Genomic DNA, 25,075 nt, shown 5'->3' on the forward strand with positions numbered 1-25,075 from the left:
GTGCGCCGCGCCGGGAAAAGGGGTTCAGCCGTGCCGGCCGAGGGCAGCGATGACGCTGTCCGAATCCGAGACCCAGCCGAAGATGCCGCCCTGCGCCTTGATCATCGCGAGGCCGGCGGCGTGGAACTCGGGGATGTACGACGCGCAGGCATCGGCGACGACGACGCAGCGATAGCCGCGGTCGTTGGCCTCGCGCACCGTCGTGTGCACGCAGACCTCGGTGGTCACGCCGCAGACGAGAAGGGTCGCGATGCCGCGGGCCGCGAGCACGTCGGCGAGGTCGGTGGCGTAGAAGGCGCCCTTGCCGGGCTTGTCGATCACCGGCTCCCCATCCTGCGGCGCCAGGGCGGGAATGATGTCGTGCCCCGGTTCGCCCCGGATCAGGATGCGGCCCATCGGCCCGGGCTGACCGATCCGGGCCGTGGGCTCGCCGCGCTCCAGCTTGGCCGGCGGCGCATCGGAGAGGTCCGGGCGGTGGCCCTCCCGTGTATGCACGACCAGGAGTCCGGACGCGCGGGCCGCGTCGAGGAGGGCCCTCGTCGGCGGCACGGCGGAGGCGAGGAGCGAGACGTCGTTGCCGAGGCTCTCCCCGAAGCCGCCGGGCTCGAGGAAGTCGCGCTGCATGTCGATGATGAGAAGGGCCGTGCTCGACGCGTCGAAGGGGAGCGGGGACGGCTGGGCGTCGAGGAGGTTGGGCATGAGAGGCCTCTCCCAATCGCGAATCGGGCTGACTGCGCCTCATCATGTATGCAAGGATGGGGAAATCCTTGCCCAAACCATACACTTCGATGCCCGAAGATTCGCCTCGCCCTGGCGAGCATCTATGCATGCCCCTAGGGGGGAGCCGGTGCCGTCAGCGTTGCAGGCGCGCCTTGCCCGCGCGGAGCGGAGCGGCCGGCCGCTCCAGCCGGTCCCGCGCCCGTTCGCCGGCCGCCTCGCGGGCGGCGGCGCTCTGGGCGTCGAGGGTCTCGAAGGCGTCCTCGACGACGCTCATGTGGACGAGCATCGCGGAATTCGCGGCGGCGGCGTCCCGCGCGAGGACGGCGCGGACGACGAGGCCGTGCTCGGCATGCGAGCGGGCGAGCCGCCCCGGTGCCTGGAACTGGACGCGGCGGTACGGCGTCAGCCGCCGCCGCAGATTGCGGGCGATCTCGTCCACCACCGTATTGTGGGCGCCCTCGTAGAGGAGCCCGTGAAAGTCCTGGTTGGCGACGACGTAGCTGTCGTGGTCCCCGGCCTCGGCGAGGACGCCCATGCGCTCATGCAGCAGCCGAAGCTGGGCGCGCTCCGCGGGCGTCATGCTCAGGGTCGAGAGGCGGGCGCAGGTCGCCTCGATCTCGCCCATGGCGATGAACAGCATGTCGAGCTGGTCCGGCGTGATCGTCCGCACGGTGGCGCCGAAGCGGGGGCGCAGGTCGATCAGGCCGGTGCCGTTGAGGAGGCGAAGGGCATCGCGCACCGGCGTGCGCGAGACGCCGAAGCGCGTGGCCAGGACCTGTTCGTCCAGCCGGGCGCCCGGCGGGAATTCCCCCGACAGGATGGCGTCGGCGATTCTGTCGGACAGGCTTTCGGAGCGGGTCGGGGACGCAGGCACTGTGGTCTCGGTTCATGACACGCGATCGGCGCAGGGTCGGCCTGCGCGCCATCAGCCTGCGCGCGCCATGAGTACGACGAGTTTCCCCCGTGCCGCAACGGGAGGACGTCGCGGCACGGGGCCGGGAATTCGTTGCAATTTTATGACTCCTCCCATCGGCGATCGGCCGGCGGCCCGCCATGGCACATCGGTTGCGGAGATCCCCTCAGACGTTGCGAATGAGGAGAAGAACGATGGTCGCAAGGGGGCTCACGGCCGCGGCTCTGTCACTCGGCATGATCGGATGCGGCATGGCGGCCGATCTCGATCCGGTGAAGACGCTCAAGGTCGCCGAGCCGGCGCCGGTGAAGGCGCCGTCCTTCTTCCTGTTCTCCGATACGCAGGTCAGCTTTCGCTACCAGTTCCCGGCCGCGGAGCCGGGCGTGCAGATCCAGAAGGCGGATGGCAGCTTCCGCAATCGCGACATCCCGAAATACATCACCAACATTTCCCACGCCGACGCCTGGGCCTACGGCACGAACTTCTTCTCCCTCGACATCCTGCAATCGACGTCCCAGGACCCGGCGGGGACCACCAACGTCCCGGGCGGCTTCGCCCAATACGATCACGGCGCCACGGAAGCCTACGGCCTCTATCGCGGCACCCTCAGCCTGAACGCCCTCACCGGAACCAAGGCCTTCGCCATTCCGGGCATCGTCAAGGACGTCTCGCTCTCCTTCGGTTTCGATGCGAACGCGAAGAACACCGCCTTCGGCCCCAAGAAGCGCGACGTCGTCGGGGGCCTGACCTTCTCGGTCGACGTGCCGGCGGGCTTCCTCAACATCAGCGCCCATGCCTACAAGGAATGGAACCGCAACGGCTTCAACTTCCAGCCCGACCGTGACGTCAGCTTCGACACCGTTCCCGAGTTCGAGATCGTCTACAATTTCCCGCTCACCTTCATCCCCAACATTCCGCTGAGCATCGCCGGCTTCAACAACATCGTGACGCCCAAGGGCAAGGGCATCCGCGACCCGTTCAACTATCCGGGCGGCTATTATCCGGGGACGGGCGTCGAGTTCCTGTCGCGGACGAACCTCGTCCTCGATGTCGGCAAGCTGATCTGGAACCAGCCCAACAAGCTCGATGCCTTCATCGGGTTCCAGTACTGGCTGAACAAGTTCGGCAACGTCGATCGCGCGAACTTCAAGGGGAACGAAGAGAAGAGCTTCCTCGCCGGCATCGCTTTTCACATCTTCTGAATGCACGGATACCCGAACGGCCTGAAATATGCTCCGCTCCGGGGCGCCTGACATCGGGAGCCAGGATGAGCGAACGAGACGCCGGAGCCCGCCGCCTCTGGATCAGGAACCCGCTGGCGATCCTCGCGGCGGAATCCGCCGGCGGCATCGTCGTCGAGGGATCGCGCATCGTGGAGCGCGTGGCGTCGGGCGGGACACCGGCGGCGCCCGTGCACGAGACCTTCGACGCCTCGCGCCACGTGGTCATTCCCGGCCTCGTCAACACCCATCACCATTTCTTCCAGACGCTGACGCGCGCCCATCCCCTTGCGATCAACAAGCCGCTGTTTCCCTGGCTGAAGGCGCTCTACACGGTCTGGGACAAGCTTACCCCGGATGCGTTCCGCCTAGCGACCCGGCTGGCCTATACCGAACTCCTGCTGTCGGGCTGCACCACGGCGGGCGACCACCACTACCTGTTCCCCAAGGGGCTCGAGGCCTCCGTCGACATCCAGGTCGAGGAGGCGAGGAGCCTCGGCATCCGCGCCTTCGTCACCCGTGGCTCGATGAGCGTGTCGGTGCGGGACGGCGGCCTGCCGCCGGACACCCTGGTTCAAGACGACGACACCATCCTGCGTGACAGCGAACGGGTGCTCGGCCTGTTCCACGACACCGCGCCCGGCGCGATGGTGCAGATCGGGCTGGCACCGTGCTCGCCCTTCGCCGTGTCGAAGCGCCTGATGCAGGAGAGCGCGGCGCTGGCCGAGCGCCACGATTGCCGCCTGCACACCCATCTCGGGGAGACCCTCGACGAGGAAGCCTATTGCCTGTCGACCTTCGGGCTGCGCCCGGTCGATTACCTGGAAGAGGTCGGCTGGATGGGCCCGCGCGCGTGGCTCGCCCACGGCATCCACTTCAACGACGCGGAGGTCGCCCGCCTCGGCAAGGCGGGGGTCGGAATCTGCCACTGCCCGACCTCGAACATGACCCTGGCGTCCGGCTGCTGCCGGACCTGCGAGCTCGAGGCGGCGGGCAGCCCCGTGGGTCTCGGCGTCGACGGCTCGGCCTCGAACGACAACTCGAACCTGATGGAGGGCGTCCGCCACGCCCTGATGCTGAACCGCCTCACCTACGGCGCGGAGAAGGTCACCCATCTCGACGCCCTGCGCTGGGCCACCGAGGGCTCCGCCGCCTGCCTCGGGCGCAGCGACATCGGACGGATCGAGGAGGGCCGCGAGGCCGACCTCGCCCTGTTCACCCTGGACGAACTGCGCTTCTCCGGCAGCCACGATCCCCTCGCCGCTTTGGTCCTGTGCGGGGCGCACCGGGCCGACCGGGTGATGGTCGCCGGGCAATGGCGGGTGATCGACGGGCACCCGGTGGGCCTCGACACGCGCCGGCTTCGCGCGGAGCACACGCACTTGGCCCGGCACCTGTTCGGCACGGTTTGACGATGGCGACCGCATTCTCTCCCGCCGCCCAGCCGCCTCGCCCGAGGCAGGGACCGACCCCGCTCTTCGGCGCCTACGGCATCGTCAAGCGCTTCGGCAGCTTCACGGCGAATGACGGCGTCGATCTCGAGATCCGCGCCGGTGAGATCCACGCCCTCCTGGGGGAGAACGGCGCCGGCAAATCGACGCTGATGAAGATCCTCTACGGTCTGCTGGAGCCGACGGAGGGCGTCGTCACGCACAAGGGCGACATCGTGCAGCTGCCCAACCCGGAAGCCGCCCGCCGGCTCGGGATCGGCATGGTCTTCCAGCATTTCTCCCTCTGCGAGAACCTGACGGTGGCCGAGAACATCGCCCTCGTCATGCCCAAGGACCTGTCCGGCCGGGCGCTGGCCGACCGCATCGCCAAGCTCGGCATCGATTACGGCCTTCACCTCGAACCGGATCGCCCGGTCTGGTCGCTCTCGGCGGGCGAGCGCCAGCGTATCGAGATCGTTCGCTGCCTGCTCCAGGACCCGAGCCTCGTCATCCTCGACGAGCCCACCTCGGTGCTCACCCCCGGCGAGGCGGAGGTGCTGTTTTCCGTGCTGGAGCGCCTGCGCGCGGAGGGCCGGGCACTGCTCTACATCTCGCACCGCCTGGACGAGGTGCGCCGCCTCTGCGTACGCGCCACCATCCTGCGCGGCGGCAAGGTGGTGGGGGCCTGCAACCCCCAGGAGGAGACGGCCCGCTCGCTCGCCGCCATGATGGTGGGCAGCGCGGTGCGCGAGGTCACGGGGCGCGCTGGCGGGAAAGTGGGCACGGAACGCCTTCGCCTCGATCACCTCACCCTCCCAGCTCCGGGCCTGCACGCCACCTCGCTGCGCGACGTCTCCCTCGGCGTCTCCGGCGGCGAGATCCTCGGCATCGCGGGCATTGCCGGCAACGGCCAGGCCGAACTCTTCGCCGCCCTGTCGGGCGAGACCCGCGCGCCGGCCCCCGATTCCATACGCATCGACGGCGCCGCCGTGGGGGCGCTCGGCATCAACGCGCGTCGGCGCCTCGGCGCGGCCTTCGTGCCGGAGGAGCGCAACGGCCACGCGGCGGCCCCTCTCATGAGCCTGTCCGAGAACGCCCTGCTCTCACGCTACCCGACCGCGCCGCTGACCCGCTTCGGCCTGCTCCGCCTCGGGGCCGCGCGCGATCTCGCCCGGCGGGTGATCGAGGCCTTCGACGTGCGCAAGGCCGGGCCCGACCCCGCCGCCGGCACCCTGTCGGGGGGCAACCTCCAGAAATTCGTGGTCGGCCGCGAGATCCTGGCCGAGCCCGGCGTGCTCGTCATCAACCAGCCGACCTGGGGCGTCGATGCGGCGGCGGCGGCGCATATCCGTCAGGCGGTGATCGATCTCTCCGCGCGCGGCACCGCGATCCTGGTCATCAGCCAGGACCTCGACGAGCTGTTCGAAATCGCCGGCTCCATCGCCGTGCTGCACGACGGAACGCTCTCGACGGCGGTGCCCTCGGGCGAAACGACCCGCGAGGCCATCGGCCTGCTCATGGGCGGATCGGGAGACCCGTCGGCCGAACCCCAGGACGTGGCAAAGGCGGGGACCCATGCTCACTGACCGATGCCCGCGCATCCCCTCTCCCCGCACGCGGCTACGGCATTCACGCCTGTCGCGAAATGCGCGGCCCTCCTCCCCCTTGTGGGGAGGAGTTGGAGGTGGGGGTGGTGGGGCCACACTCCTGCTGCGGAGGCTGGCGGAGCCACCCCCACTCCTAACCTCTCCCCACAAGGGGGAGAGGGACGCGGTCTGCCTGCAAGAGCAGATGAGCGAATCCGGTAGCAGCCCGCGGGGAGAGGGGACCGGCGCCTTTCCCGAAAGCCCTCCCCAGACGGCCCCGCTCGGGCGGCAGCGGGATCGCGCGCCGGGTCCAACGACACGCGGAGGGCATCATGCGTCTTGACCTCGTTCCCCGCACCCGGCGCTCTCCGGTGCTCGACATCCTCTCTCCGGCGCTCGCCTTCGTGGCGGCGGTGCTGATCGGCGGCCTTGCCGTGGCGGCCCTGGGCGTCTCGCCGGGCGACGCCTTCGTCACCTATTTCGTCACCCCGCTCAGCGAGGTCTGGTCGCTGCAGGAGATCGCCCTGAAGGCCGCGCCCCTGGCGCTGATCGCCACCGGTCTCGCGTTCTGCTACCGCGCCAACCTCTGGAACATCGGCGCCGAGGGCCAGTTCGTCATCGGCGGCTTGGCCGGCGGCTGGGTCGGCGTCGCCACGCACGGCATGGGGGGGTTCACGCTCTGGATCCTGCCCGCGATGCTGATCGCCGGGACGCTCGCGGGTGCTGCCTACGCGATGATCCCGGCCGTGCTGAAGGTCCGCCTCGGCGTCTCCGAGATCCTCACGAGCCTGATGCTCGTCTACGTCGCCCAGCTCCTCCTCGACTACATGGTCCGCGGCCCGTTGCGCGATCCGGCCGGCTACAACTTTCCCCAGAGCGTCGGCTTCGATCCCGCGGCGCGGCTGCCCTACCTCATGGAGGGCGAGACGCTGCATGCGGGCGTGGTGATCGCCTTCCTCGCCGTGGTGCTGGCGACCGTCGTGCTGGCCCGCACCCTGTTCGGGTTCGAGGTCCGGGTCGTCGGCGCGAGCCCGCGGGCGGCGCGCTTCGCCGGCTTCTCGGACGCCCGCCTGACGCTGGCCGTCTTCGCCATCTCCGGCGGCGCGGCGGGCCTTGCCGGCATCGTCGAGGTGGCGGGCAAGATCGGGCAGCTCCAGCCGGAGATCTCGCCGGGCTACGGCTTCACCGCGATCATCGTCGCCTTCCTCGGGCGGCTCTCGCCGCCGGGCATCCTGATCGCCGCCATCGTCATCGCGCTGACCACCATCGGCGGCGAGGGCGCGCAGATCGACCTGAAGCTGCCCCTCGACCTCACCCGCGCCTTCCAGGGCCTGCTCCTCGGCCTTGTCCTCGGGGCCGACGTGTTCGCCGGCTATCACGTGCGGCTCGTGCCCGGCGGCCCGTCCGGCCGCCCGGTCTCGTAGAGCCATTTCGAGGGATACCGGAGCCGATCATGACCCTCGACATCGTCCAGATGGTCCTCGTCACGGTCCTGGCGGCCGCGACCCCCCTGATCCTCGCCGGCATCGGCGAACTCGTGGCCGAGCGCTCCGGCGTGCTCAACCTCGGCGTCGAGGGGATGATGATCTTCGGCGCCGCCGTCAGCTTCGCCGTGGCGATGCAGACCGGCTCGACCTTCCTCGGGGCGCTGGGCGGGGCCGGAGCCGGCCTGCTCCTGGCCGCCCTGTTCGGTATCCTCACCGTCGGGCTCGCGGCGAACCAGGTCGCCTCTGGCCTTTCCCTCACCATCCTGGGGCTCGGGCTGTCGGGGCTGGTGGGCGCAAACTATGTCGGGATGAAACGCGATCCGGCGCCGCACCTGTCCCTCCCCGGCCTCACGGACCTGCCCGGAATCGGCCGGCTCGTCTTCGGCCAGGACGCCTTCGTCTATACGGCGGTCGCCCTCGTGGTGGCCGTGTCGTGGTTCCTGTGGCGGACGCGGGCGGGCCTGACCCTGCGCGCCATCGGCGACGACCACGTGGCGACCCACGCCCTCGGGCTGAAGGTGCGCAAGGTCCGCTTCCTCTCGGTGCTGTTCGGGGGCGCCTGCGCCGGGCTCGGCGGGGCCTATCTCGCGCTGGCCTACACGCCGTTCTGGTCGCCGGGGATGACGGCGGGCCGCGGCTGGATCGCCCTCGCCCTGGTGGTCTTCGCCTCGTGGCGGCCCCTGCGGGTCGCGGCCGGTGCCCTGCTGTTCGGCGGGGCGACGGTGCTGCAGCTCCACGCCCAGGCCGCCGGACTCGGCCTGCCGGGCCAGCTCCTCTCCGCCCTGCCCTATCTCGCCACCATCCTGGCCCTGGTCTTGCTCTCCCTCGGGCAGCGCCACGGCGGCTCGCTGGCGCCCGCCTCGCTCGGGCGGGTCTTCACGCCGAGCCGGTAAAGTACAGAGCCCATGAACGGCGCCGATGGGTGCGCGGCAATGGATCGAGAGGGACGACACGATGCGGGGCAGGTCCACGATGCGCGGTAGAACCATGAGACTCGGCGGTGCGGTTCTGTGCGCGATGCTTACTGCCGGGCCGGCGCTCGCGGCCGACAAGCTGAAGGTCGGCTTCGTCTATGTCGGGCCGGTGGCCGATTTCGGGTATTCCTACCAGCACGACCTCAGCCGCAAGGCCCTGGCGGAGGCCTTGCCCGACAAGGTCGAGACCACCTTCCTTGAGAACGTGCCCGAGGCCGACAGCGAGCGCTCCATCGAGAAGCTCGCCCGCTCCGGTGCCGGCCTGATCTTCACCACCTCCTTCGGCTTCATGGAGCCGACCCTGAAGGTGGCGCGGAAGTTTCCCAAGGTGAAGTTCGAGCACGCCACCGGCTACAAGCGCTCCGACAACGTCTCCACCTATTCCGCCCGGTTCTACGAAGGCCGCTACGTCTGCGGGAAGATCGCCGGAAAGCTCTCGAAATCCGGCACGGTGGGCTACATCGCGTCCTTCCCGATCCCGGAAGTCGTCAGCGGCATCAACGCCTTCATGCTCGGGGCGCAGGCGGTCAACCCGAACATCAAGATCAAGGTGGTCTGGGTGAACACCTGGTTCGATCCGGGCAAGGAGGCGGAGGCGGCCAAGGCGCTCCTCGCGCAGGGCGCCGACATCCTGACCCAGCACACCGACTCGGCCGCTCCCCTCCAGGAGGCCGAGAAGCAGGGCAAGCTCGCCTTCGGCCAGTCCTCGGACCAGTACCGTTTCGCCCCAAAGGCCCAGCTCACCTCCATCACCGACGACTGGAACGGCTACGTGATCGCGGAGGCCAAGGCGGTCCTCGACGGCACCTGGAAGAGCCACGACACCTGGGGCGGCATCAAGGACGGCATGGTCGTCCTGGCGCCCTTCACCAACATGCCCGACGACGTGAAGGCCATGGCCGAGGAGACCAAGCAGGCCATCGCGGACGGCAAGATCCACCCCTTCGCCGGGCCGGTGCTGAAGCAGGATGGAAGCGTCGCCGTGAAGGAGGGCGAGACCGCCCCCGACCCGATGATCCTCGGCATGAACTGGTACGTGAAGGGGATCGACGACAAGCTGACGCAATAACCCCTTCCTATCTCCCTCGAACGAAGAAGCCCCGCCGGAGCGTTCCGGCGGGGCTTCTTCGTTCATGGGAGCGTCACTGCGATCAGTGGTTGTGGTGGCGCGCCGGCCGGTCGGCCTTCGTCTCCTCGGAGGGCGGGGGAACCGGCACACCGACCCCGCGTGGCGCGGCGATGGCATCGCCGCTCCGGATCGCCTCCCGCTCGTTCTGCGGGCCGGCGATCCCCTCGGTCCCGCCGGGAGCCGTCGCCGGATCGCGGCCGGCGGGCGCACCGGTCCCCTGGGCGAGGGCGGCGCCGGTCAACCCGAAGAGCCCGCACAGAGCGAGGGCCGAGATCGTCATACGCATGGTCGAAGACCTTCCAAGAGAGGCGAAGAGCAAGAGAACCGTAAAACGACAAGCAAGTCTTTGGCCGCTCGAAGAAGATCGAAGAGGTTCCGCGTCAGCTTCCGCGATAGGTCTGGTAGCTCCAGGGGGTCGCCACCAGCGGCACGTGATAATGGCCCTCCGGGTCGCCCACGCCGAAGCGCAGGGGCACGATGTCGAGGAAGGGCGGTTCGGGGAGAGCGAGGCCTGGACCCGCTCCGACCCGCCGGAAGTGGTCGCCGAGCCCGAAGCGCAGTTCGTAGGTGGCGATCGGCACGGGGCGCCCGTGGATCAGGGGCATGTCGGTGCGGCCGTCCGCGTTGGTCACCGCGCGGGCCACCAGCACCGCCTCCGTCGCGGAGACGAACTCGACGAGGTCGACGGCCACCCCGGCGGCCGGCTTCCCCCGGACGGTGTCGAGGACATGGGTCGAGATCCGGCCCGTCGTGGCGAGCGGACCGGGGCCGCTCACCAGGGCGTTCAGGCGGATCGCGGCGATCCGCATCACCTCGGCCTCGGCCGTGCGCCGCTCCACATCGGGAGCGGATTCCAGCCGCGCGTCGAAGGTCCCGAGCAGCGAGGCGCGGCCGTGCCGCTTGACGCACAGGATGAAGGGGATCCCGAATTTGTCGCGGTAGGCCGCGTTGAGCGCCTCGAACCGGGCGTATTCCGCGTCCGACATCCGGTCGAGGCCGGCCGCGGCCTGCTCCGCGATGGAATCGGGGGCGATGGCCCCGGATCGGGCGGCGCGCCCGGCGAGTTCGGGATGGCCGGTGAGCAGCGCGAGGCGCCGCCCCTCCGGCGCGCCCTGGACCGCATCGCGCATGGCCGAGAACAGCGCCTCCACGGTGGCGAAGGGCCGCTGCGGCAGGGCCGCCTCGGCCACCCAGGGCGCGTGTTCGAACACGGCACCGAGCGTGGCCACGAAGTCCGCATCGGAGGCCTCGTTCAGAGCTGCGAGTGTCGACGCCATGGCGGCGGGCTCTCCGTTGAAGGCAGGCGATGACGACGCATCGCAGGCCCGGCCGGTGCAGGCAACGGGCCATGCGCGCCACCGCCGGGTCCCGCCCCGGTGGCACACGCCTTGCGCCCACGGACACCGCATCCCCGCTGAGGGATCTGCCCGGAGCGGCGGAGGCGTCGACCCCATGACCAGTGCCACGACCATCGCCGCCCCTCCCGACAGCATCCATGCCGCCGAGCCGGTCAAGGCGCCCGTGACGACGGTGCCTCCCGTCGCCCTCGCTCTGCTCGGGCTGCAGCACGTCCTGGTGATGTATGCCGGCGCCGTCGCGGTGCCGCTGATCGTCGGGCGCGCCCTGAAACTCCCGCCGGATCAGGTGGCGATGCTGGTGAGCGCCGACCTGTTCGCGTGCGGGCTCGCGACTCTGCTGCAGAGCTGGGGCCTGCCGGGGATCGGCGTGCGCATGCCGGTGATGATGGGCGTCACCTTCGCCGCCGTCACGCCCATGGTCGCCATGGGGACCAATCCCGAGATCGGGCTGACCGGCATCTACGGCGCCGTGATCGCGGCCGGCCTGTTCGCGTTTCTCGTGGCGCCGCTCATCGGACGGCTGCTGCCGCTGTTCCCGCCCGTGGTGACCGGAACGATCATCCTGGTCATCGGCGTCTCGCTGATGAAGGTGGGCGTGAACTGGGCCGCCGGAGGAATCGGCAACCCGGATTACGGGGCACCGCTCCATCTCGCCATCGCCGCCTTCGTGCTGTGCGTGATCCTGGCGATCACCCGCTACGGCACCGGCTTCGTCAATTCGGCCTCGGTGCTCATCGGCATCGTCGCCGGGATGCTCGTGGCCGCCGCCTTCGGGTTGGTCGATCTCGGCCATGTGGCCACCGCGTCCTGGTTCGACGTGGTGCGGCCCTTCGCCTTCGGCGCCCCGACCTTCGATCCCGTCTCGATCGTCACCCTCTGCATCGTGATGATCGTGGTGATGATCGAATCGACCGGGATGTTCCTGGCGCTCGCCGAGATCTGCGCCGACCCCGTGGACGAGAAGCGCCTGACCAGGGGCCTGCGCGGCGACGGCCTCGGCACCGTCATCGGCGGCATCTTCAACACGTTCCCCTACACCTCGTTCTCGCAGAATATCGGGCTCGTCGGCGTCACCGGGGTGCGCACCCGCTACGTCGCGGTGGTCGGCGGGTTCATCATGCTCGGGCTCGGCCTCGTCCCGAAGCTCGCGGCGCTGGTCGAGGCGGTGCCGCAATGCGTGCTCGGCGGGGCCGGGCTCGTGATGTTCGGGATGGTCGGCGCGACGGGCGTGCGCATCCTCGGCGCGGTGGACTTTGCCCGCAATCGCAACAACCTGTTCGTCGTTGCGGTCTCCGTCGGTTTCGGCATGATCCCCCTCGTCGCCCCGGCCTTCTTCAAGCAGATGCCGCACGCGCTGCACCCGCTCCTCGAATCCGGAATCCTGCTCTGCGCGATCGCGGCGGTGAGCCTGAACCTGTTCTTCAACGGCCTGACCGGCGACGAGGCCGCCCGCGCCGCGGCCCGGCATCAGGCGGCGTCCTCCGAACATTGAGGACGGCCGTCGTCCTTCATCGCCCCTCCTGGGAGACAAGCATGCCCCTGATCGCCTCCAAATACGGCAAGGGCCGCGTGCGGGTGATGCGCCTCACCCGCGACGGCGACGACCACACCCCGCGCGAACTGTCCCTCGCGGTCCTGATGAAGGGGGCCTTCGAGGCCGCCTGGACCGACGGCGACAACCGGGCCTGCGTCGCCACCGACAGCGTGAAGAACATCGTCAACGTGGTGGCGGCCAAGAACCTGTCCCTCGACAAGGAAGCCTTCGCCGAGGCCGTCGCCGCGACCTTCCTCGACACGTATCCGCAGGTCGAGGAGATCGGGATCGAGGGCAAGGAGACGCGCTGGCTGCGCCAGGCCATCGGCGGCCGGCCGCATGGCCACGTCTTCACCCTCGACGGCAACGGGACGGGCTACGTCAAGCTCGTGGCGAGCCGCGACGGCGCCGTGCTGCAGTCGGGGCTGCGGGGCTTCACCTTCATGAAGACCACGCAATCGGGCTGGGCCGACTTTGTCGATGACGCGTACCGCACCCTGGCCGACGCCACCGACCGCATCGCCGCGACCGCCATGGACGCCACCTGGACCTGGGCCAGCGCGCCCGCCGACTACACCGCGACCAATGCCCGGGTGCTCGACATCCTGATCGAGGTCTTCGGCACGACCTACAGCGCCAGCGTGCAGGACAGCATGTACCGCATGGGCGAGGCGGTCCTGGCGGCCATTCCCGAGATCGCCGAGATCGGGTTCGCCATGCCGAACAAGCACTACATCCCGATCAACCTGACACCGTTCGGGCTGGAGAACCCCAACACGGTGTTCCTGCCCACCGACGAGCCCCACGGTCAGATCGAGGCGACGATCGGGCGAGGCTGAGCCGCACGATCCCGGCCCTTCGGAAGAGGGGGAGTGCCGCCTTCCGAACGGCCTTCCGCGAGGCCGCGACCACGGGCGCCCGGCCCGGTCCCCGTAATCCCCGAACGTCCGGCAAGCGCGTCGATGGAGCGAGGACGCGCGGGCGGCGGAAGAGTCATGCCATGCCGGCCATGACTGGCAAAAAATGTCGCAGCCCGAACCAAACCCATGGGATGAAACGGCTTATTCCTGTGGCCATCGATCCGGAGGATATGGCTTGCACGCTCGGTGCATGAACATGATGCACACGCACTGACCATTCCGTGTTGCTTTACGAGGCTTTGGTGCACAAATTCTAGGTTATTGGCCGGGACTGCCGCGTCTCCTCAGGCAGTCCGGCCCGAACCTGGGACGACATCCATGACGACACGCCTCATTCTGGGAGCCGCCCTCGGTCTCGCCTTGTCCGGCACCGCTTTCGCGCAAAGTTACACCGCACCGGCCGGCATCCCGGCAGCGACCGCCCCCGGCGGTCTCGACGGACAGGCCGCCGCCCGGAACGTCGGCGAATACGACAGCCGCTTCTCCCGCCCCATTCGCACCCGGATCGATGCGGACGGCGCAGTCACGACGGGATCGGTGAGGCCGACCCCGCCACGCCACCGCGACTGAGGCCCCAGGGCGGAAAGCGGCCCGGGCGGAAGCGCGCAGGATTGGCCACCCTCGATACCCTGCGTGCCACGGTGAACGGCATGGCGAGGTGGCTGTGAAGGTGGAGGACAGCCGCAAGGGAGAGCGCCCGCGCGGAAGGCTCGAACGCCTCGTTGCTCCCAACGCTGGTGAACTGCAAGGAAGCGAAGACCGCCCCTTGGCCGGGTCGCACCAGAGATGCCGGAAAACACAGCAAAAAGCCCCGATCGCATTCCCGACCGAGACTGACTGCTTTGAACTGTTTTGGAAAACCGCGATCGAATCAGCGATTTATTTGGTGGGTGCACAAGGGTTCGAACCTTGGACCCGCTGATTAAGAGTCAGCTGCTCTACCAACTGAGCTATGCACCCATTGCCTTGCGGCAGTCGCGGCAGCCACCAAACCCGCTGCGACGAGGGGGCTGATAGCAAAGGCCCCGGGGGGTGTCCACCCCCGGGGCGTCATTTTTCCGGCTAAACCGATGCGGCGTGCTGGGCGTGGAGGCGCACCGCCGTGGCCGAGAGCTTGTTCAGGGCGGAGAGATAGGCGCGGGCCGAGGCCACCAGCGTGTCGGGATCGGCGCCCCGCGCCGTCACGCTGCGGTCGCCGGCCTTCAATCGGACGGAGACCTCGGCCTGGGCGTCGGTGCCCTGCGTCACGGCGTCGACCTTGTAGAGTTCGAGCTGCGCCTCGTGCGGGACCAGGGCCTGGATCGCATTGAACACGGCGTCCACGGGGCCGTTGCCGTCGGCCTCCTCGGTGACGATGCGGTCGTCGATGGCGAGCTTCATCGTGGCGCGCTGCGGCCCGCGCGTGCCGGCGATGACCGAGAGCGAGACGAGGCGGATGCGGTCATGCGCCGTGGCGAGGCCCTGGTCGACCAGGGCCTCGATATCCTCGTCGTAGACGTGCTTCTTGCGGTCGGCGAGCGCCTTGAACCGCTCGAACACGTCCTGCAACTGATTGTCGGCGAGATGCAGGCCGAGTTCCTCCAGCTTCGAGCGGAAGGCCGCGCGGCCCGAATGCTTGCCCATCACCAGGGAGGTCTTGGCGACCCCGACGGAGGCGGGCGTCATGATCTCGTAGGTCTCGGTATGCTTGAGCATGCCGTCCTGGTGGATGCCGCTTTCATGCGCGAAGGCGTTCCGGCCGACGATGGCCTTGTTGTACTGCACGGGGAAGTTCGTCGCGTGGGAGACGAGCTTCGAGGCGCGGGTGAGCATCGTGGTCTCGATGCCGGTCTCGTAGGGCATCACGTCGCCGCGGGTGCGGATCGCCATGACGATCTCCTCCAGGGCCGCGTTGCCGGCGCGCTCGCCGATGCCGTTCACCGTGCACTCCACCTGCCGGGCACCGCCTTCCACGCCGGCCAGGGAGTTGGCGATGGCCAGACCGAGATCGTCGTGGCAATGCACCGAGAAGATCGCCTTGTCGGCATTCGGCACCCGTTCGCGCACCTGGCGGAACATGCTGCGGTATTCGTCGGGCGTGGCGTAGCCCACCGTGTCGGGCAGGTTGATCGTCGTCGCACCGGCCCGGATCGCGGCCTCGACGCAGCGGCACAGATAGTCGATCGGCGTGCGCGTCGCGTCCATGGCCGACCATTCCACGTCCTCCACGAGGTCGCGGGCCTGGGCCACGGTCTTGAGGATGATCTCGACCACCTCGTCCTGGGACTTGCGCATCTGGTGGGCGAGGTGGATCGGCGAGGTCGAAACGAAGGTGTGGATGCGCCCCCGCCGGGCGAGGCGGACGGCTTCGCCGGCCCGCGCGATGTCGGCGGGGATGGCGCGGGCGAGGCCGGCGATGGTGGCGCGCTTCGAGCGGCGGGCGATCTCGGAGACGGCCTCGAAATCACCGATCGAGGCGATGGGGAAGCCCGCCTCGATGATGTCGACGCCCATCGTGTCGAGGAGTTCGGCCACCGCCAGCTTCTCGTCGAGGGTCATGGTGGCGCCCGGGCATTGCTCGCCGTCGCGCAGGGTCGTGTCGAAGATGAGGACCCTGTCCTTCGGGGAGGCGTTGGGCTGGGCGGTGATGTCGGTCATGGCGTGTCGTCCTGTCGGAGGCGCGGTCGCTGAGGGACGCGGCGCCTTGATCCATCGATCGGCTCGACGAAGCCCTCGAGGGCCCCGGTCGCGAAACGATCCCCTGAGAGCCCAGGCGCACGCGCCCGGACGGCCCTCAGGGGCGGATAAGGAGGAGAAGGCCGACGAGGAGCGCTCGGGGACGCGCATGACCACGCACCGCTGCGAAGGCGGTGTCTGCGGTTCCCTGCGTGGAGCCGGCGCTGGCCAAGGCTCGTCTCTCCCGAATGGCGTAGCGGCCGCGCGAACGATGCGACCGAACGGCTTCGTACCCCTCGACGCCCCCGTTGACAAGGATCGCTCTGCACGCACCGCCGTCCATCACATCTTCGTGGGCAGGGATCCGGCCATTGTCGCGTGCCGGTTCGCGACTAGCTTGACGTTCGTCCGTTCAACGGCACGGCGTGCGCCTCGTACCGCGCCGACATAACAATATCGGAAGGAAACACCCGTCCATGTCGCGCACTTTCCTGCGTCGAATCGTGCTGCCCGGCCTCGTTCTGCTTGCCGGCACCGCCCCCGGCTTTGCCATCGACCTCACCAAGACCATCGATATCGCGGCTCCCCCGGCCAAGGTCTGGGCGACGATCGGCGATTTCTGCGGCATCGGCAATTGGCACCCGGCCATCGCCAAATGCGAGCCCTCCACCAAGGGCGGCACGATGCTGCGCAAACTCAGCCTCAAGGGCGGCGGCGCCATCGTCGAATCGCAGACGGCGCGCGACGACAAGGCGATGAGCTACACCTACGCCATCGTCGAGAGCCCGCTGCCGGTCTCCGACTATTCCTCCACCCTCGCGGTGAGCCCGAAAGGCTCAGGATCGACGGTGACGTGGACGGGGACCTTCAAGGCCAAGGGTGTTCCGGACACGGTGGCGACCGATGCCATCACGGGGATCTACGAGTCCGGCCTCGCGGCCATCGCCGAGAAGGCCAAATGACGCGCTCGCGTGACGGGCTGACGTGACGGTCCGACACGGGGTCCGGGATCGTCGCCGGAGCCCCGGCTGCGGTGATTGACCCGCCCCTCGCGTGAAGGCAAGAACCCGGCGCGGCGTCCATGCCGTGCCGGCCATCGCGCCGGAGCGTGAAGGAGAGCCGCCGTGACCAGGAACATCGTGCCGCCGCAACCGGCCAGCCTGATGCTGGCCATCGGCCTCGCCGCGTGGCTCGGAGCCTGCACCTCGTCCGGCCCCTCTCCGAAGGCGGCGGTGGCGCCGGCCGCCGCCCCGGTCGCTGTCGCCTCGGCCCCGTTGCCGGCAGGCTCCGGCTGCGGTCCGAGCATCGCCCGCACACAGGCCGTGGTGGACAGCGATGTGGCGACCGGCAATCTCAACGCGCCGGTGGGCGCACGGTTCTCCTCCGACCTCGCGCGCGCCGCGGAAGCCTGCGCCGCCGGGCGGGAGCGTGAGGCGATCGGCCTGCTCGCCGCCGCCAAGTCACGCTACGGCTATCCGTAGGCTCGGGCATTCCTTCGGGATCGCCGCATCCCACGAAAGAGGCGACCCGACCCGGACCCACGGCGCGGGCGGCGCAGAAGCACTCGACCCCCTCGCGAAAGTGTGACCCTGCCTTGGGGCGAATGGGGCCGGGGCATGCGACAGCAAAGAGCGCAGGCGAGATCCGGTTCATCTCACGAATCCTCTCGGAGGATTGCAGCAATGCCCCCGCCTTCTCGACGATCATTGACGGGTCTTCGGTCGGCGACTGAAAAGCCACACTGGCCATGTCCTTGCTGCGTTGCCATAAAAGGGCCGGGAAATCTCCTAGTGTCGGGGGCTACGGAATTTCGGTGACAGGCCCCGCGACGCATGAGCTCAGCGCCCAACAACATCACGCGCCTGCCGACCGCCAGGGCCACCACACTCGAATCCAAGGAGGCGGTGACCAGGGAGGAGCGGGCCCGGTCCAGCGAACTTGCTGTAAACGACGACCGCGAGATGGTTCCCCGGCGGGACGACGACGCGAGGCGGGAGCTGGCGCTCGATTCCGGGGAAGACGAGACGTTTTCCCTCATCCCCCTGCCGCAGCCCGAACATAACTGGAGCCACACGCTGCTCAGCTTCGGCATCGTCGTGCTTCTGCCCCTATGCCTGCTCGGGCTGTATTTTCTGTTCCTCGCCACGCCGCAATACTTCGCCGAATTCCGCTTCTCCGTGACCGAGGTGACGCCGTCGGCCGGCCCCCTCGGCGGAGGGGGCAGCGGGGGCACGACCGCATCGGCAGTGGCCAGCGCCATGGGCGGTCACAGCGCGGCAGCCGGCGGCGGTACCGCGCAGAATTTCGTCGTGATCGACTATCTCAAGAGCCGTCAGGTGGTCGACGAGCTGTCTCAAAGCGTCGATGTCCGAGAGATCTACAGCCGTCCCGAGATCGATTGGCCGAACCGGTTCGACAGGAGCCGGTCGACGGAGCACCTGGTGCGCTACTGGAACAAGATGATCTGGGCGAATTACGACCCGCTCACCGGGCTCGCTTCCGTCGAGATCAAGGCGTTCCGGCCCGACGATGCCCTGACCATCGCCAATCAACTCGTCACGCTGTCGGAGAACCTCGTCAACAAGATCGCCAAGCGCGCCGAGGAGGATGCCGTCAAGTTCGCCGAGCAGGAGGTCGTCCGGGCCAAAGCCGGCCTCGACAAGGCCCGCGCCGCCATGGCCGAGTTCCGTGAAAAGGAGGGGGTGATCGATCCGATACCCAGCGTCGTCTCGGGCAACACCCAGCTCATCGGCACCCTGCGCGGATCGGTGTCGCAGTTGGAGGCCGATTACGACACGATCCGGAGACAGAATCTCAGCGAGTCGGCGCCCTCCGTCGTGGCCCTCAAGTCCCGCGTCCAGGCGGCGCGCGAGCAGCTGGCCTCCGTCGAGCGCGAGGTCTCGGGCAGCCGCTCCGGTCGCAACGTCCTGGCCGGCGTCGTCGCCCGGTTCGAGGCCCTCGATATGGACCGGCAATATGCACAGGCGATCCTGCTCACCTCGCTGCAATCCCTCGACCGCGCACGGGCCAGCGCAGCCGCCCAGCACCTCTATCTCACGCCCTACGTTCGCCCGGCCCTGCCCGAAAGCGCCGGCGGACCACGTGTCTTCCTGTCGATGGCGCTCGGAGCCTTCATCCTGGCAGCGATCTGGTTCATCGGCCTGCTCGCCGTGCGCTCGATCGTAAACAGCCGCGCCTGAACGGGGCCAACTCGGTCTCGGACACTCATTCCGGCCTCGTGACGCGCCCCCGGCACGGGGTGCTCGGGGGCCGGTCCCGTAACCCGCCACTCCACGTCCCTCGGCATCCCTGGATCGCGACTGAACGATGGCAAACTCCTCGATCGTCCTTCCGGCTGCCCCCTCCAAGCAGAGGGCACGACCGTGGCTGACGATCATGACGGCATTGATCGTCCGTGATTTCTGGGTCCGCTTCCGCAATTATCACCCGGCTCTGGGCGTCATCCTCTTCATCGAGCCCGTCATCCTCGTTGTGATGATTGCGGGATTGCGAATCTATCTCTTCGGAAAGGAGCCTCCCTTCGGCCCCTCGGTTCTTCTGTTCATGGGGACCGGCGTCTTCCCGTTCTACATCTTTCGCCGTTGCGCGCGCGGTGTTGGTACACAGAAGTCGCGAGCGAAGGAGTATTACTTCGTCAAGCCGTTCGATTTCCTACTATCGAGATTCTTCATCCATCAGATTCAAAACTTTATGCTGATGGCCCTGTTCTTCTCGTCGCTCTATGTATACGGGATACGAGAGGCCATGCCCTGGGCTCCCGAAAACTGCCTCCTGAGCCTGACCGCAGTCGGCTTCCTGGCCTTCGGAATGGCGCTCGTCAATTCGACCATCCAGTCGTATTTTCCGGGCTGGGGTAGAATCTATGGCTTCCTGAGCCGTCCGATGATGATGTTCAGCGGCGCGTTCAAGACGGTCGACCTGACACCGGAGCCCGTGCGGACGATCTATTCCTGGAATCCGCTCTCGCATGTGATCGAGCTGTTCCGCGTGGGATTCTACCCGAACTATCCCCATGCTAGCTTCGATGCCATCTATCTCACCAAATGGTGCGTCGGCATGATCTTCGTTGGTATCTTGTGCTACAACAATAAAGCCAAGGACTGAATCCGGGTCGTCCCGGTTACGGTGCCCCCAGCTCCAGCCCGACCTTCATCACCGCGCCGTCCTCCTTGTCCGGATGGACCGCGAAGCCAAGACTGCGGCACACGGCCAGCATGGGGCGATTCTCCCGGAGGACCGTGCCTTCGATGCGCCTCAGGCCTTCCGCCCTCGCCCAGTCGATCATCAGCTGCATCAGGGCGAAGCCGAGGCCGGTACCCTTGCGGTCGCTACGGATCAGGATGGCGTATTCGCCGCTCTCGTGATTCGCATCCGCGTGGAGGCGGACCGCGCCGAGCATCGACGCCGTCTGCGCGTCGATGGCGACGAAGGCGATGGCGCGGGCGTAATCGAGCTGCGTCAGCCGCGCCAGGAAGGCGTGGTTGAAATCGCGGACCGGCATGAAGAAGCGCAGGCGCAGATCCTCGGCGCTGACCTGCTCGAAGAAGCTCTTGAACAGCCCCTCGTCCTCCGGCCGCACCGGGCGCACGGTGACCTTCTCGCGCTTCAGGACGAGGTTGCGCTCCCATTCCACCGGATAGGGGCGAATGGCGAAGCGCGGATTGCGGGTGCCACCGCGCCGCTCCGGGGCCGGGCCGACCAGCACGCGGGCGTCCAGGGCCAGCACGCCGTTGGCATCGGCGAGCAGGGGATTGATGTCGAGTTCGCGCACCTCCGGCAGGTCGGCCGAGAGCTGGGCGAGCTTGACGAGGACGAGGCCGAGCGCCCTCCGGTCCACCGCCGGGACGTCGCGATAAGCGGCCAGCCGCCGCGCCACGCGGGTGCGGTCGATGAGTTCGCTGGCGAGCCGGAGGTCGAGGGGAGGCAGGCTGAGCGCCCGGTCGTCGATGACCTCCACGGCGACGCCGCCCCGGCCGAACACCACCACGGGACCGAAGACGGGATCCTCGGCGAGGCCAGCGATGAGTTCCCGGCGTTTGCCCTTGCGCACCATGGGCTGGACCGCGAACCCCATGATCCGCGCATCCGGCCGCTGGCGCCGGGCCCGGGTGAGGATGTCGGCGGCGGCAGCGCGCACATCGGCCTCGCTGGTGAGGTCCAGGCGCACCCCGCCCACATCGGATTTGTGGACGATGTCCGGTGAGACCACCTTCAGCGCCACCGCGCGGCCCTCGGCGATGATGGGCCAGGCCGCCGCAGCCGCTGCATCGATGTCGGGGGCGAGCGTCAGCGGCACGCTGTCGATGCGGTAGGCGGCCAGAAGGCCCGCCACGGCATGGGGATCGAGCCAGGTCTCCCCCGCCTCAATGGCGGCCATCACGATGGCGCGGGCGGCCTCCACGTCGGGGGAGAATTCGCGCGGCAGGGAATCCGGCGTGCGCATCAGGTCGTCCTGCGCCTCGCGGTAGCGGACGAGGTGCATAAAGCCTTCGACCGCGTCGGCGTCCGTGGCGAAGCGCGGGATGCCGGCGGCGGCGAGCACAGCGCCGGCCTCTCCGTCATCGCCCACCGTCACCGCGAAGACGGGCTTGCGCCGTCCGCCCCTGCGCCGGGCCGCGCTCACCGTGTCCGCGATGGCTGCGGCGACGCCGGCGCTGTCGGAGCGGGCGGTGGGCACGTGGATGGCCAGCACGGCGTCGTTGGCGGGATCGGCGAGAAGGGGCCTGAGGGCGTCGGCATAGGCTTTCGCATCGGCCTCGACGCCGAGATCGGCGGGGTTGCCGCCGAGCCCCGCCGCGGCCAGCGTGCCGCCCCGGTCCGCGAGCCTGTCGGCGGCGAGCGCCCCGATGCCCTCGCCGTTCCCCAGGATGGCGAGGCGTTGGCCGGGAAAGGGGCGCTGCCGGCCCAGCGTCTCCACCGCCGAGAACATGGCGTCGAGCCCGTCGACGCTCAGCAACCCAGCCCGCCGGAACGCCGCCTCGTAGACCGCATCCGGCCGGGCCAGGGCGCCGGTATGGGTGACGGTGTGGCGCAGGGGAGCCGCGTGTCGCCCCGTGCGCAGCACCAGGACCGGCTTGGCGCGGGCGGCGGCGCGGGCCGCCGACATGAACTTGCGCGCGTTGGGAATCACGTTCAGCGACAGCAGGATCGCGCGGGTATGGATGTCGGCGGCGAAATGGTCGAGGCAATCGGCGATATCGATGTCGCAGGCGGTGCCGAGGGACAGGATGGCCGAGAATCCCACATCGCGATGCGCGGCCCAGGCGACGATACCCGCCGCCACCGTGCCCGATTGCGAGATGAGGGCGAGATCGCCCGCCTTAGGCGCCGCCGCGAACAGGCTGGCATCGAGCTGCGCGCGCGGCACGGTCAGGCCCATGCTGTTGGGGCCGAGGAGACGCATGCCCCATTGCCGGGCCCGGTTGCGCACCGCCTCGCAGAGATCCTCCGGCAGATCGGAGGTGAGGATCACGGCTACGGCGGCACCCCGCAGCCCCGCCTTCTCCACCCAGCCCTCCACCTCCGCGGCCTGGGCCACGATCACCACGAGATCCGGCGTTTCGGGCAGGTCGTCGAGGGTGGGAAGGCCCGCCTCGCTGACGAGATGGACGGGGCCGGCGAACCCGGCCTTCCCCAGGTTGCCGACCACGGCCTGGCCGACCGCGTCTTGGCCAACCGCGCCTTGGCCGAGGCCGACGACCGCGATCGCCCGCGGGGCGAGCAACGCCTCGAAGCGATAGGTGCTCATGGACTGGCGTAACCTTCGATCAGACCGGGGCGACGGCGTGCGACATCGCGCCGGACGGCAAGGTATAGGGCGCGGATCACTCTCGACCGGGGGAACCACATGTCAGAACCCACAGCTTACGAGATTTCCTGCGCGATCGTCGAGGCGATGCGCTCCCTCATCACCCTGGGCCTGAGCCAGGGCACCGCCGGGAACGTCTCGGTACGCCACGGCGACGGCTTTCTCATGACACCCTCCGGGATCCCGGCCGATGCACTGCGCCCGGAGGACATCGTGCCGATGAGCATGGAGGGGAAGCACGGCCATGCCCTCGTCCCCTCCTCCGAATGGCGCTTCCATCGCGACATCCTGCGGCAACGGCCCGAGATCGAGGCCGTCGTGCACGCCCATCCGACCTATTGCACCGCCTTCGCCATGTGCGGCGCCGAGATTCCCGCCGTCCATTACATGATCGCGGCCGCCGGCGGCCCGACGATACGCTGCGCGCCCTATGCTCCCTATGGAACCGAGGACCTGTCGGTCGCGGCGGTGGCCGCCCTCGACGACCGCCTCGGCTGCCTCCTGGCCAACCATGGCATGATCGCGATCGGCAGTAATCTCGGCAAGGCCTTGTGGCTGGCGGTAGAGATGGAGGCCCTATGCCGCCAATACGCCGTCGCCCTCCAGGTAGGGAAGCCGGTCATACTGTCCGACGCGGAGATCGCGCGAACGATCAGGCGCTTCGAAAACTATGGGCCACGGAGCCGCACGGAAACGCCTTGAGGTCGCCCCCACGTCCAGAGGGCTCTGGCCGCGATGATTACGTAGAGGTTGCTCGGCACGCGCCCTCGGAGGCCGAGATCGGCCTCCCGACATCAGGTTTTTAGGAAATTTTCCCTCCCGGCGCGGTCGTTCAACCGGCCCGCTGGCCGCGTCGCGCGCCGCATGTGCGCGCCAATGCCATGTGTAGTTTTTTACCGCATCGCACATCTGAAGTTGCGACTATGAGCTAAAAGAGTTCACCGACCAGCATAAAGGTTCCAGTTCCACAAATAAATTTTGAATTTTTTGTCCAGCTGGATTTTTTTCCAAGCCTAGGGAATTAGAAAATCTCCCCTCACGCCAGGACCGCCGGCCATTTCTCAGATGCCGAAAGCTCCTGCAGCACACCGGAAGCTTCCTTCAAATTGTTGCGGTTACCCTGGTCTTGCCAAAGCCTCTTGCGCTTTGTTAATGGCTATCATACTAACTGCCTAGTCAATTCAAGCTGAAGACAAGACCTTTCGGCGAGGCTCCATCGGCGCCTCGCTGCGGTCTAAGGCTGTCCTACTTTCGGGGGTGAGCGTGGAAATCGAAAACGACTTCGTGGCGGAATATATTGAGCTTACGGCGGATATCGTCTCGGCATTCGTCAGCAACAATTCCGTGCCGGTTTCGGATATCCCGGCCCTCATCGCATCGGTTCACGCCACCCTGGGCAGCCTGACGACGGCGAAGACGCCGGAAAAGGCCGAGCCGCTGACCCCGGCCGTGTCGATCAAACGCTCGATCACGCCGGATTTCGTCATCTGCCTCGAAGACGGCAAGAAGTTCAAATCCCTGAAGCGCCACCTTCGGACGCGCTATTCCATGACGCCGGAAGAATATCGGGCGAAATGGAACCTTCCGAGCGACTATCCGATGGTTGCGCCGAACTATGCGGCCGCACGGTCGGAACTGGCGAAAAACATGGGGCTAGGCCAGCAGCGCAGGAAATCTCGCTTGAAGGCACCCGTCGTCGAGGCACCGCCGACACCCGCGCCGCGCGGTCGTCGCCCTCGCACGGCCACCAGCGCCTGACGAGGCTGTGGTTCGCCTCACCGAGGCGCAACCTCACCCCGAGGTGCAAGACTTCCGGGTGAAAGGCGACGGCTACGACGGAGCCACCAGGACGCGGTTCGGTTTCCGGAGCGCTTCGTCCCGGCCAGGTGAAGGCGAAGCAGAGCGTGTGACGAGCAGATGGGATGACCCATTCTCGCTCGATCATCGATCCCAGGCTGCTCGACCTGCCTCGCGATGATCGAGACCTCCTCGGACAGGCATCGAACGAAGGTGCCCGGATCACCTTCGGGGCGAAACAGCCGCAGCCGCAAACCTATCCACAGGAGAGTTGTGGGGCCGGTGACTGTCCGGCTCGTCACGACAACCGACCATACCCGCGCCCGTTGTTCGATTTATCGAAAAAACCGAGCCTACTTTCGCGATACATTTGAATGAAACTCATTCCTATCTATCATATATAATAAGACATCCCGAGATCGGGACATGATGTCCGTCGAACGCCGGCGGGACGACAATATCTGTGTCCGATCGGACCGGAGAACAAACCGGATCTCTTTGAGAGAGACTGAGGACGCGCCGT

21 protein-coding genes and 1 tRNA gene are annotated in these 25,075 nt (G+C 68.1%); 15 read left to right on the forward strand and 7 right to left on the reverse strand.

The annotated features are described in order from the left end of the window. Positions 1–24: 24 nt before the first annotated feature. Both ASF26_RS02330 and ASF26_RS02335 read right to left on the reverse strand, forming a co-directional pair. Positions 25–699, reverse strand: a complete 675-nt coding sequence (locus ASF26_RS02330) for an isochorismatase family cysteine hydrolase (protein ID WP_056248958.1) — start codon at positions 697–699, stop codon at positions 25–27. 154 nt (positions 700–853) lie between these two features. Next, the gene (locus tag ASF26_RS02335) at positions 854–1,594 is read right to left on the reverse strand and encodes a GntR family transcriptional regulator (protein WP_056163970.1); all 741 of its coding nucleotides are present in this window, start codon (positions 1,592–1,594) and stop codon (positions 854–856) included. Between the two features lie 233 nt (positions 1,595–1,827). On the opposite strand from ASF26_RS02335, the gene ASF26_RS02340 reads away from it, so the two are divergent. From ASF26_RS02340 to ASF26_RS02365, 6 genes are all read left to right on the forward strand, one after another. Continuing rightward, positions 1,828–2,835, forward strand: coding sequence for a hypothetical protein (locus ASF26_RS02340; protein WP_056248960.1), 1,008 nt, complete (start codon positions 1,828–1,830; stop codon positions 2,833–2,835). A 65-nt stretch (positions 2,836–2,900) separates the two neighbouring features. Next, a complete protein-coding gene (locus ASF26_RS02345) occupies positions 2,901–4,265 on the forward strand; it encodes an 8-oxoguanine deaminase (RefSeq protein WP_056248963.1) in 1,365 nt (454 codons plus the stop codon). 2 nt (positions 4,266–4,267) lie between these two features. Continuing rightward, positions 4,268–5,869 (forward strand): ABC transporter ATP-binding protein, encoded by a 1,602-nt coding sequence (locus ASF26_RS02350; RefSeq protein ID WP_056248966.1) that lies wholly within the window; start codon positions 4,268–4,270, stop codon positions 5,867–5,869. 332 nt (positions 5,870–6,201) lie between these two features. Continuing rightward, entirely contained in the window at positions 6,202–7,293 is a 1,092-nt protein-coding gene (locus ASF26_RS02355) for an ABC transporter permease (protein ID WP_056248969.1), read from the forward strand. Positions 7,294–7,322: 29 nt separating this feature from the next. Beyond that, positions 7,323–8,249 (forward strand): ABC transporter permease, encoded by a 927-nt coding sequence (locus ASF26_RS02360; RefSeq protein WP_056248972.1) that lies wholly within the window; start codon positions 7,323–7,325, stop codon positions 8,247–8,249. A 94-nt stretch (positions 8,250–8,343) separates the two neighbouring features. Beyond that, positions 8,344–9,399: a BMP family ABC transporter substrate-binding protein gene (locus ASF26_RS02365; RefSeq protein WP_056248975.1), complete on the forward strand. Its 1,056-nt coding sequence runs from the start codon at positions 8,344–8,346 to the stop codon at positions 9,397–9,399. Between the two features lie 82 nt (positions 9,400–9,481). Here ASF26_RS02365 and ASF26_RS02370 read toward each other — a convergent pair whose 3' ends face one another. Further along, positions 9,482–9,745, reverse strand: coding sequence for a hypothetical protein (locus ASF26_RS02370; protein WP_056248979.1), 264 nt, complete (start codon positions 9,743–9,745; stop codon positions 9,482–9,484). Positions 9,746–9,839: 94 nt separating this feature from the next. After that, positions 9,840–10,736, reverse strand: a complete 897-nt coding sequence (uraD, locus tag ASF26_RS02375; protein WP_056248984.1) for a 2-oxo-4-hydroxy-4-carboxy-5-ureidoimidazoline decarboxylase — start codon at positions 10,734–10,736, stop codon at positions 9,840–9,842. A 175-nt stretch (positions 10,737–10,911) separates the two neighbouring features. Between uraD and ASF26_RS02380 the strand changes: the two genes are divergently transcribed. From ASF26_RS02380 to ASF26_RS02390, 3 genes are all read left to right on the forward strand, one after another. Further along, positions 10,912–12,309, forward strand: a complete 1,398-nt coding sequence (locus ASF26_RS02380) for a nucleobase:cation symporter-2 family protein (RefSeq protein ID WP_082477479.1) — start codon at positions 10,912–10,914, stop codon at positions 12,307–12,309. A gap of 41 nt (positions 12,310–12,350) precedes the next feature. Further along, on the forward strand, positions 12,351–13,190 hold the full coding sequence (gene pucL / locus ASF26_RS02385) for a factor-independent urate hydroxylase (RefSeq protein ID WP_056143476.1): 840 nt from the start codon (positions 12,351–12,353) through the stop codon (positions 13,188–13,190). Positions 13,191–13,589: 399 nt separating this feature from the next. After that, the gene (locus tag ASF26_RS02390) at positions 13,590–13,841 is read left to right on the forward strand and encodes a hypothetical protein (protein WP_056143474.1); all 252 of its coding nucleotides are present in this window, start codon (positions 13,590–13,592) and stop codon (positions 13,839–13,841) included. Between the two features lie 314 nt (positions 13,842–14,155). Here ASF26_RS02390 and ASF26_RS02395 read toward each other — a convergent pair. Both ASF26_RS02395 and ASF26_RS02400 read right to left on the reverse strand, forming a co-directional pair. Continuing rightward, positions 14,156–14,231, reverse strand: a tRNA-Lys gene (locus ASF26_RS02395). Between the two features lie 102 nt (positions 14,232–14,333). Then, a complete protein-coding gene (locus ASF26_RS02400; RefSeq protein ID WP_056143471.1) occupies positions 14,334–15,908 on the reverse strand; it encodes a 2-isopropylmalate synthase in 1,575 nt (524 codons plus the stop codon). 494 nt (positions 15,909–16,402) lie between these two features. On the opposite strand from ASF26_RS02400, the gene ASF26_RS02405 reads away from it, so the two are divergent. The 4 genes from ASF26_RS02405 to ASF26_RS02420 all read left to right on the forward strand — a co-directional run bounded on the left by ASF26_RS02405 (position 16,403) and on the right by ASF26_RS02420 (position 20,051). Next, entirely contained in the window at positions 16,403–16,888 is a 486-nt protein-coding gene (locus ASF26_RS02405) for an SRPBCC family protein (protein ID WP_018045728.1), read from the forward strand. Between the two features lie 201 nt (positions 16,889–17,089). Next, entirely contained in the window at positions 17,090–17,407 is a 318-nt protein-coding gene (locus ASF26_RS02410) for a hypothetical protein (protein ID WP_056249778.1), read from the forward strand. Between the two features lie 351 nt (positions 17,408–17,758). Next, a complete protein-coding gene (locus ASF26_RS02415; RefSeq protein WP_056248988.1) occupies positions 17,759–19,126 on the forward strand; it encodes a hypothetical protein in 1,368 nt (455 codons plus the stop codon). 127 nt (positions 19,127–19,253) lie between these two features. Next, the gene (locus ASF26_RS02420) at positions 19,254–20,051 is read left to right on the forward strand and encodes an ABC transporter permease (RefSeq protein WP_056248991.1); all 798 of its coding nucleotides are present in this window, start codon (positions 19,254–19,256) and stop codon (positions 20,049–20,051) included. A 16-nt stretch (positions 20,052–20,067) separates the two neighbouring features. On the opposite strand, the gene ASF26_RS02425 is transcribed toward ASF26_RS02420, so the two are convergent. Next, complete coding sequence (locus ASF26_RS02425; RefSeq protein ID WP_056248994.1) at positions 20,068–22,695, reverse strand: bifunctional acetate--CoA ligase family protein/GNAT family N-acetyltransferase; 2,628 nt, start codon at positions 22,693–22,695, stop codon at positions 20,068–20,070. A gap of 99 nt (positions 22,696–22,794) precedes the next feature. On the opposite strand from ASF26_RS02425, the gene ASF26_RS02430 reads away from it, so the two are divergent. Together ASF26_RS02430 and ASF26_RS02435 are read left to right on the forward strand one after the other, a co-directional pair. Further along, entirely contained in the window at positions 22,795–23,457 is a 663-nt protein-coding gene (locus ASF26_RS02430) for a class II aldolase/adducin family protein (protein ID WP_056248997.1), read from the forward strand. Positions 23,458–24,018: 561 nt separating this feature from the next. Continuing rightward, positions 24,019–24,513: a MucR family transcriptional regulator gene (locus ASF26_RS02435; RefSeq protein ID WP_056249000.1), complete on the forward strand. Its 495-nt coding sequence runs from the start codon at positions 24,019–24,021 to the stop codon at positions 24,511–24,513. The last annotated feature ends 562 nt before the right edge of the window (positions 24,514–25,075 follow it).

Origin of the sequence: Methylobacterium sp. Leaf93 (assembly GCF_001422345.1) — a bacterium.
GTDB classification, from domain to species: Bacteria; Pseudomonadota; Alphaproteobacteria; order Rhizobiales; family Beijerinckiaceae; genus Methylobacterium; species Methylobacterium bullatum.

Excerpts from the sequence above, each read along its gene's own strand:
- ASF26_RS02330 (WP_056248958.1), bottom strand. The coding sequence starts at position 699 with ATGCCCAACCTCCTCGACGCCCAGCCGTCCCCGCTCCCCTTCGACGCG.
- ASF26_RS02340 (WP_056248960.1), top strand. The coding sequence starts at position 1,828 with ATGGTCGCAAGGGGGCTCACGGCCGCGGCTCTGTCACTCGGCATGATC.
- ASF26_RS02345 (WP_056248963.1), top strand. The coding sequence starts at position 2,901 with ATGAGCGAACGAGACGCCGGAGCCCGCCGCCTCTGGATCAGGAACCCG.
- ASF26_RS02350 (WP_056248966.1), top strand. The coding sequence starts at position 4,268 with ATGGCGACCGCATTCTCTCCCGCCGCCCAGCCGCCTCGCCCGAGGCAG.
- ASF26_RS02355 (WP_056248969.1), top strand. The coding sequence starts at position 6,202 with ATGCGTCTTGACCTCGTTCCCCGCACCCGGCGCTCTCCGGTGCTCGAC.
- ASF26_RS02360 (WP_056248972.1), top strand. The coding sequence starts at position 7,323 with ATGACCCTCGACATCGTCCAGATGGTCCTCGTCACGGTCCTGGCGGCC.
- ASF26_RS02365 (WP_056248975.1), top strand. The coding sequence starts at position 8,344 with ATGAGACTCGGCGGTGCGGTTCTGTGCGCGATGCTTACTGCCGGGCCG.
- ASF26_RS02370 (WP_056248979.1), bottom strand. The coding sequence starts at position 9,745 with ATGCGTATGACGATCTCGGCCCTCGCTCTGTGCGGGCTCTTCGGGTTG.
- uraD (WP_056248984.1), bottom strand. The coding sequence starts at position 10,736 with ATGGCGTCGACACTCGCAGCTCTGAACGAGGCCTCCGATGCGGACTTC.
- ASF26_RS02380 (WP_082477479.1), top strand. The coding sequence starts at position 10,912 with ATGACCAGTGCCACGACCATCGCCGCCCCTCCCGACAGCATCCATGCC.
- pucL (WP_056143476.1), top strand. The coding sequence starts at position 12,351 with ATGCCCCTGATCGCCTCCAAATACGGCAAGGGCCGCGTGCGGGTGATG.
- ASF26_RS02390 (WP_056143474.1), top strand. The coding sequence starts at position 13,590 with ATGACGACACGCCTCATTCTGGGAGCCGCCCTCGGTCTCGCCTTGTCC.
- ASF26_RS02400 (WP_056143471.1), bottom strand. The coding sequence starts at position 15,908 with ATGACCGACATCACCGCCCAGCCCAACGCCTCCCCGAAGGACAGGGTC.
- ASF26_RS02405 (WP_018045728.1), top strand. The coding sequence starts at position 16,403 with ATGTCGCGCACTTTCCTGCGTCGAATCGTGCTGCCCGGCCTCGTTCTG.
- ASF26_RS02410 (WP_056249778.1), top strand. The coding sequence starts at position 17,090 with ATGCTGGCCATCGGCCTCGCCGCGTGGCTCGGAGCCTGCACCTCGTCC.
- ASF26_RS02415 (WP_056248988.1), top strand. The coding sequence starts at position 17,759 with ATGAGCTCAGCGCCCAACAACATCACGCGCCTGCCGACCGCCAGGGCC.
- ASF26_RS02420 (WP_056248991.1), top strand. The coding sequence starts at position 19,254 with ATGGCAAACTCCTCGATCGTCCTTCCGGCTGCCCCCTCCAAGCAGAGG.
- ASF26_RS02425 (WP_056248994.1), bottom strand. The coding sequence starts at position 22,695 with ATGAGCACCTATCGCTTCGAGGCGTTGCTCGCCCCGCGGGCGATCGCG.
- ASF26_RS02430 (WP_056248997.1), top strand. The coding sequence starts at position 22,795 with ATGTCAGAACCCACAGCTTACGAGATTTCCTGCGCGATCGTCGAGGCG.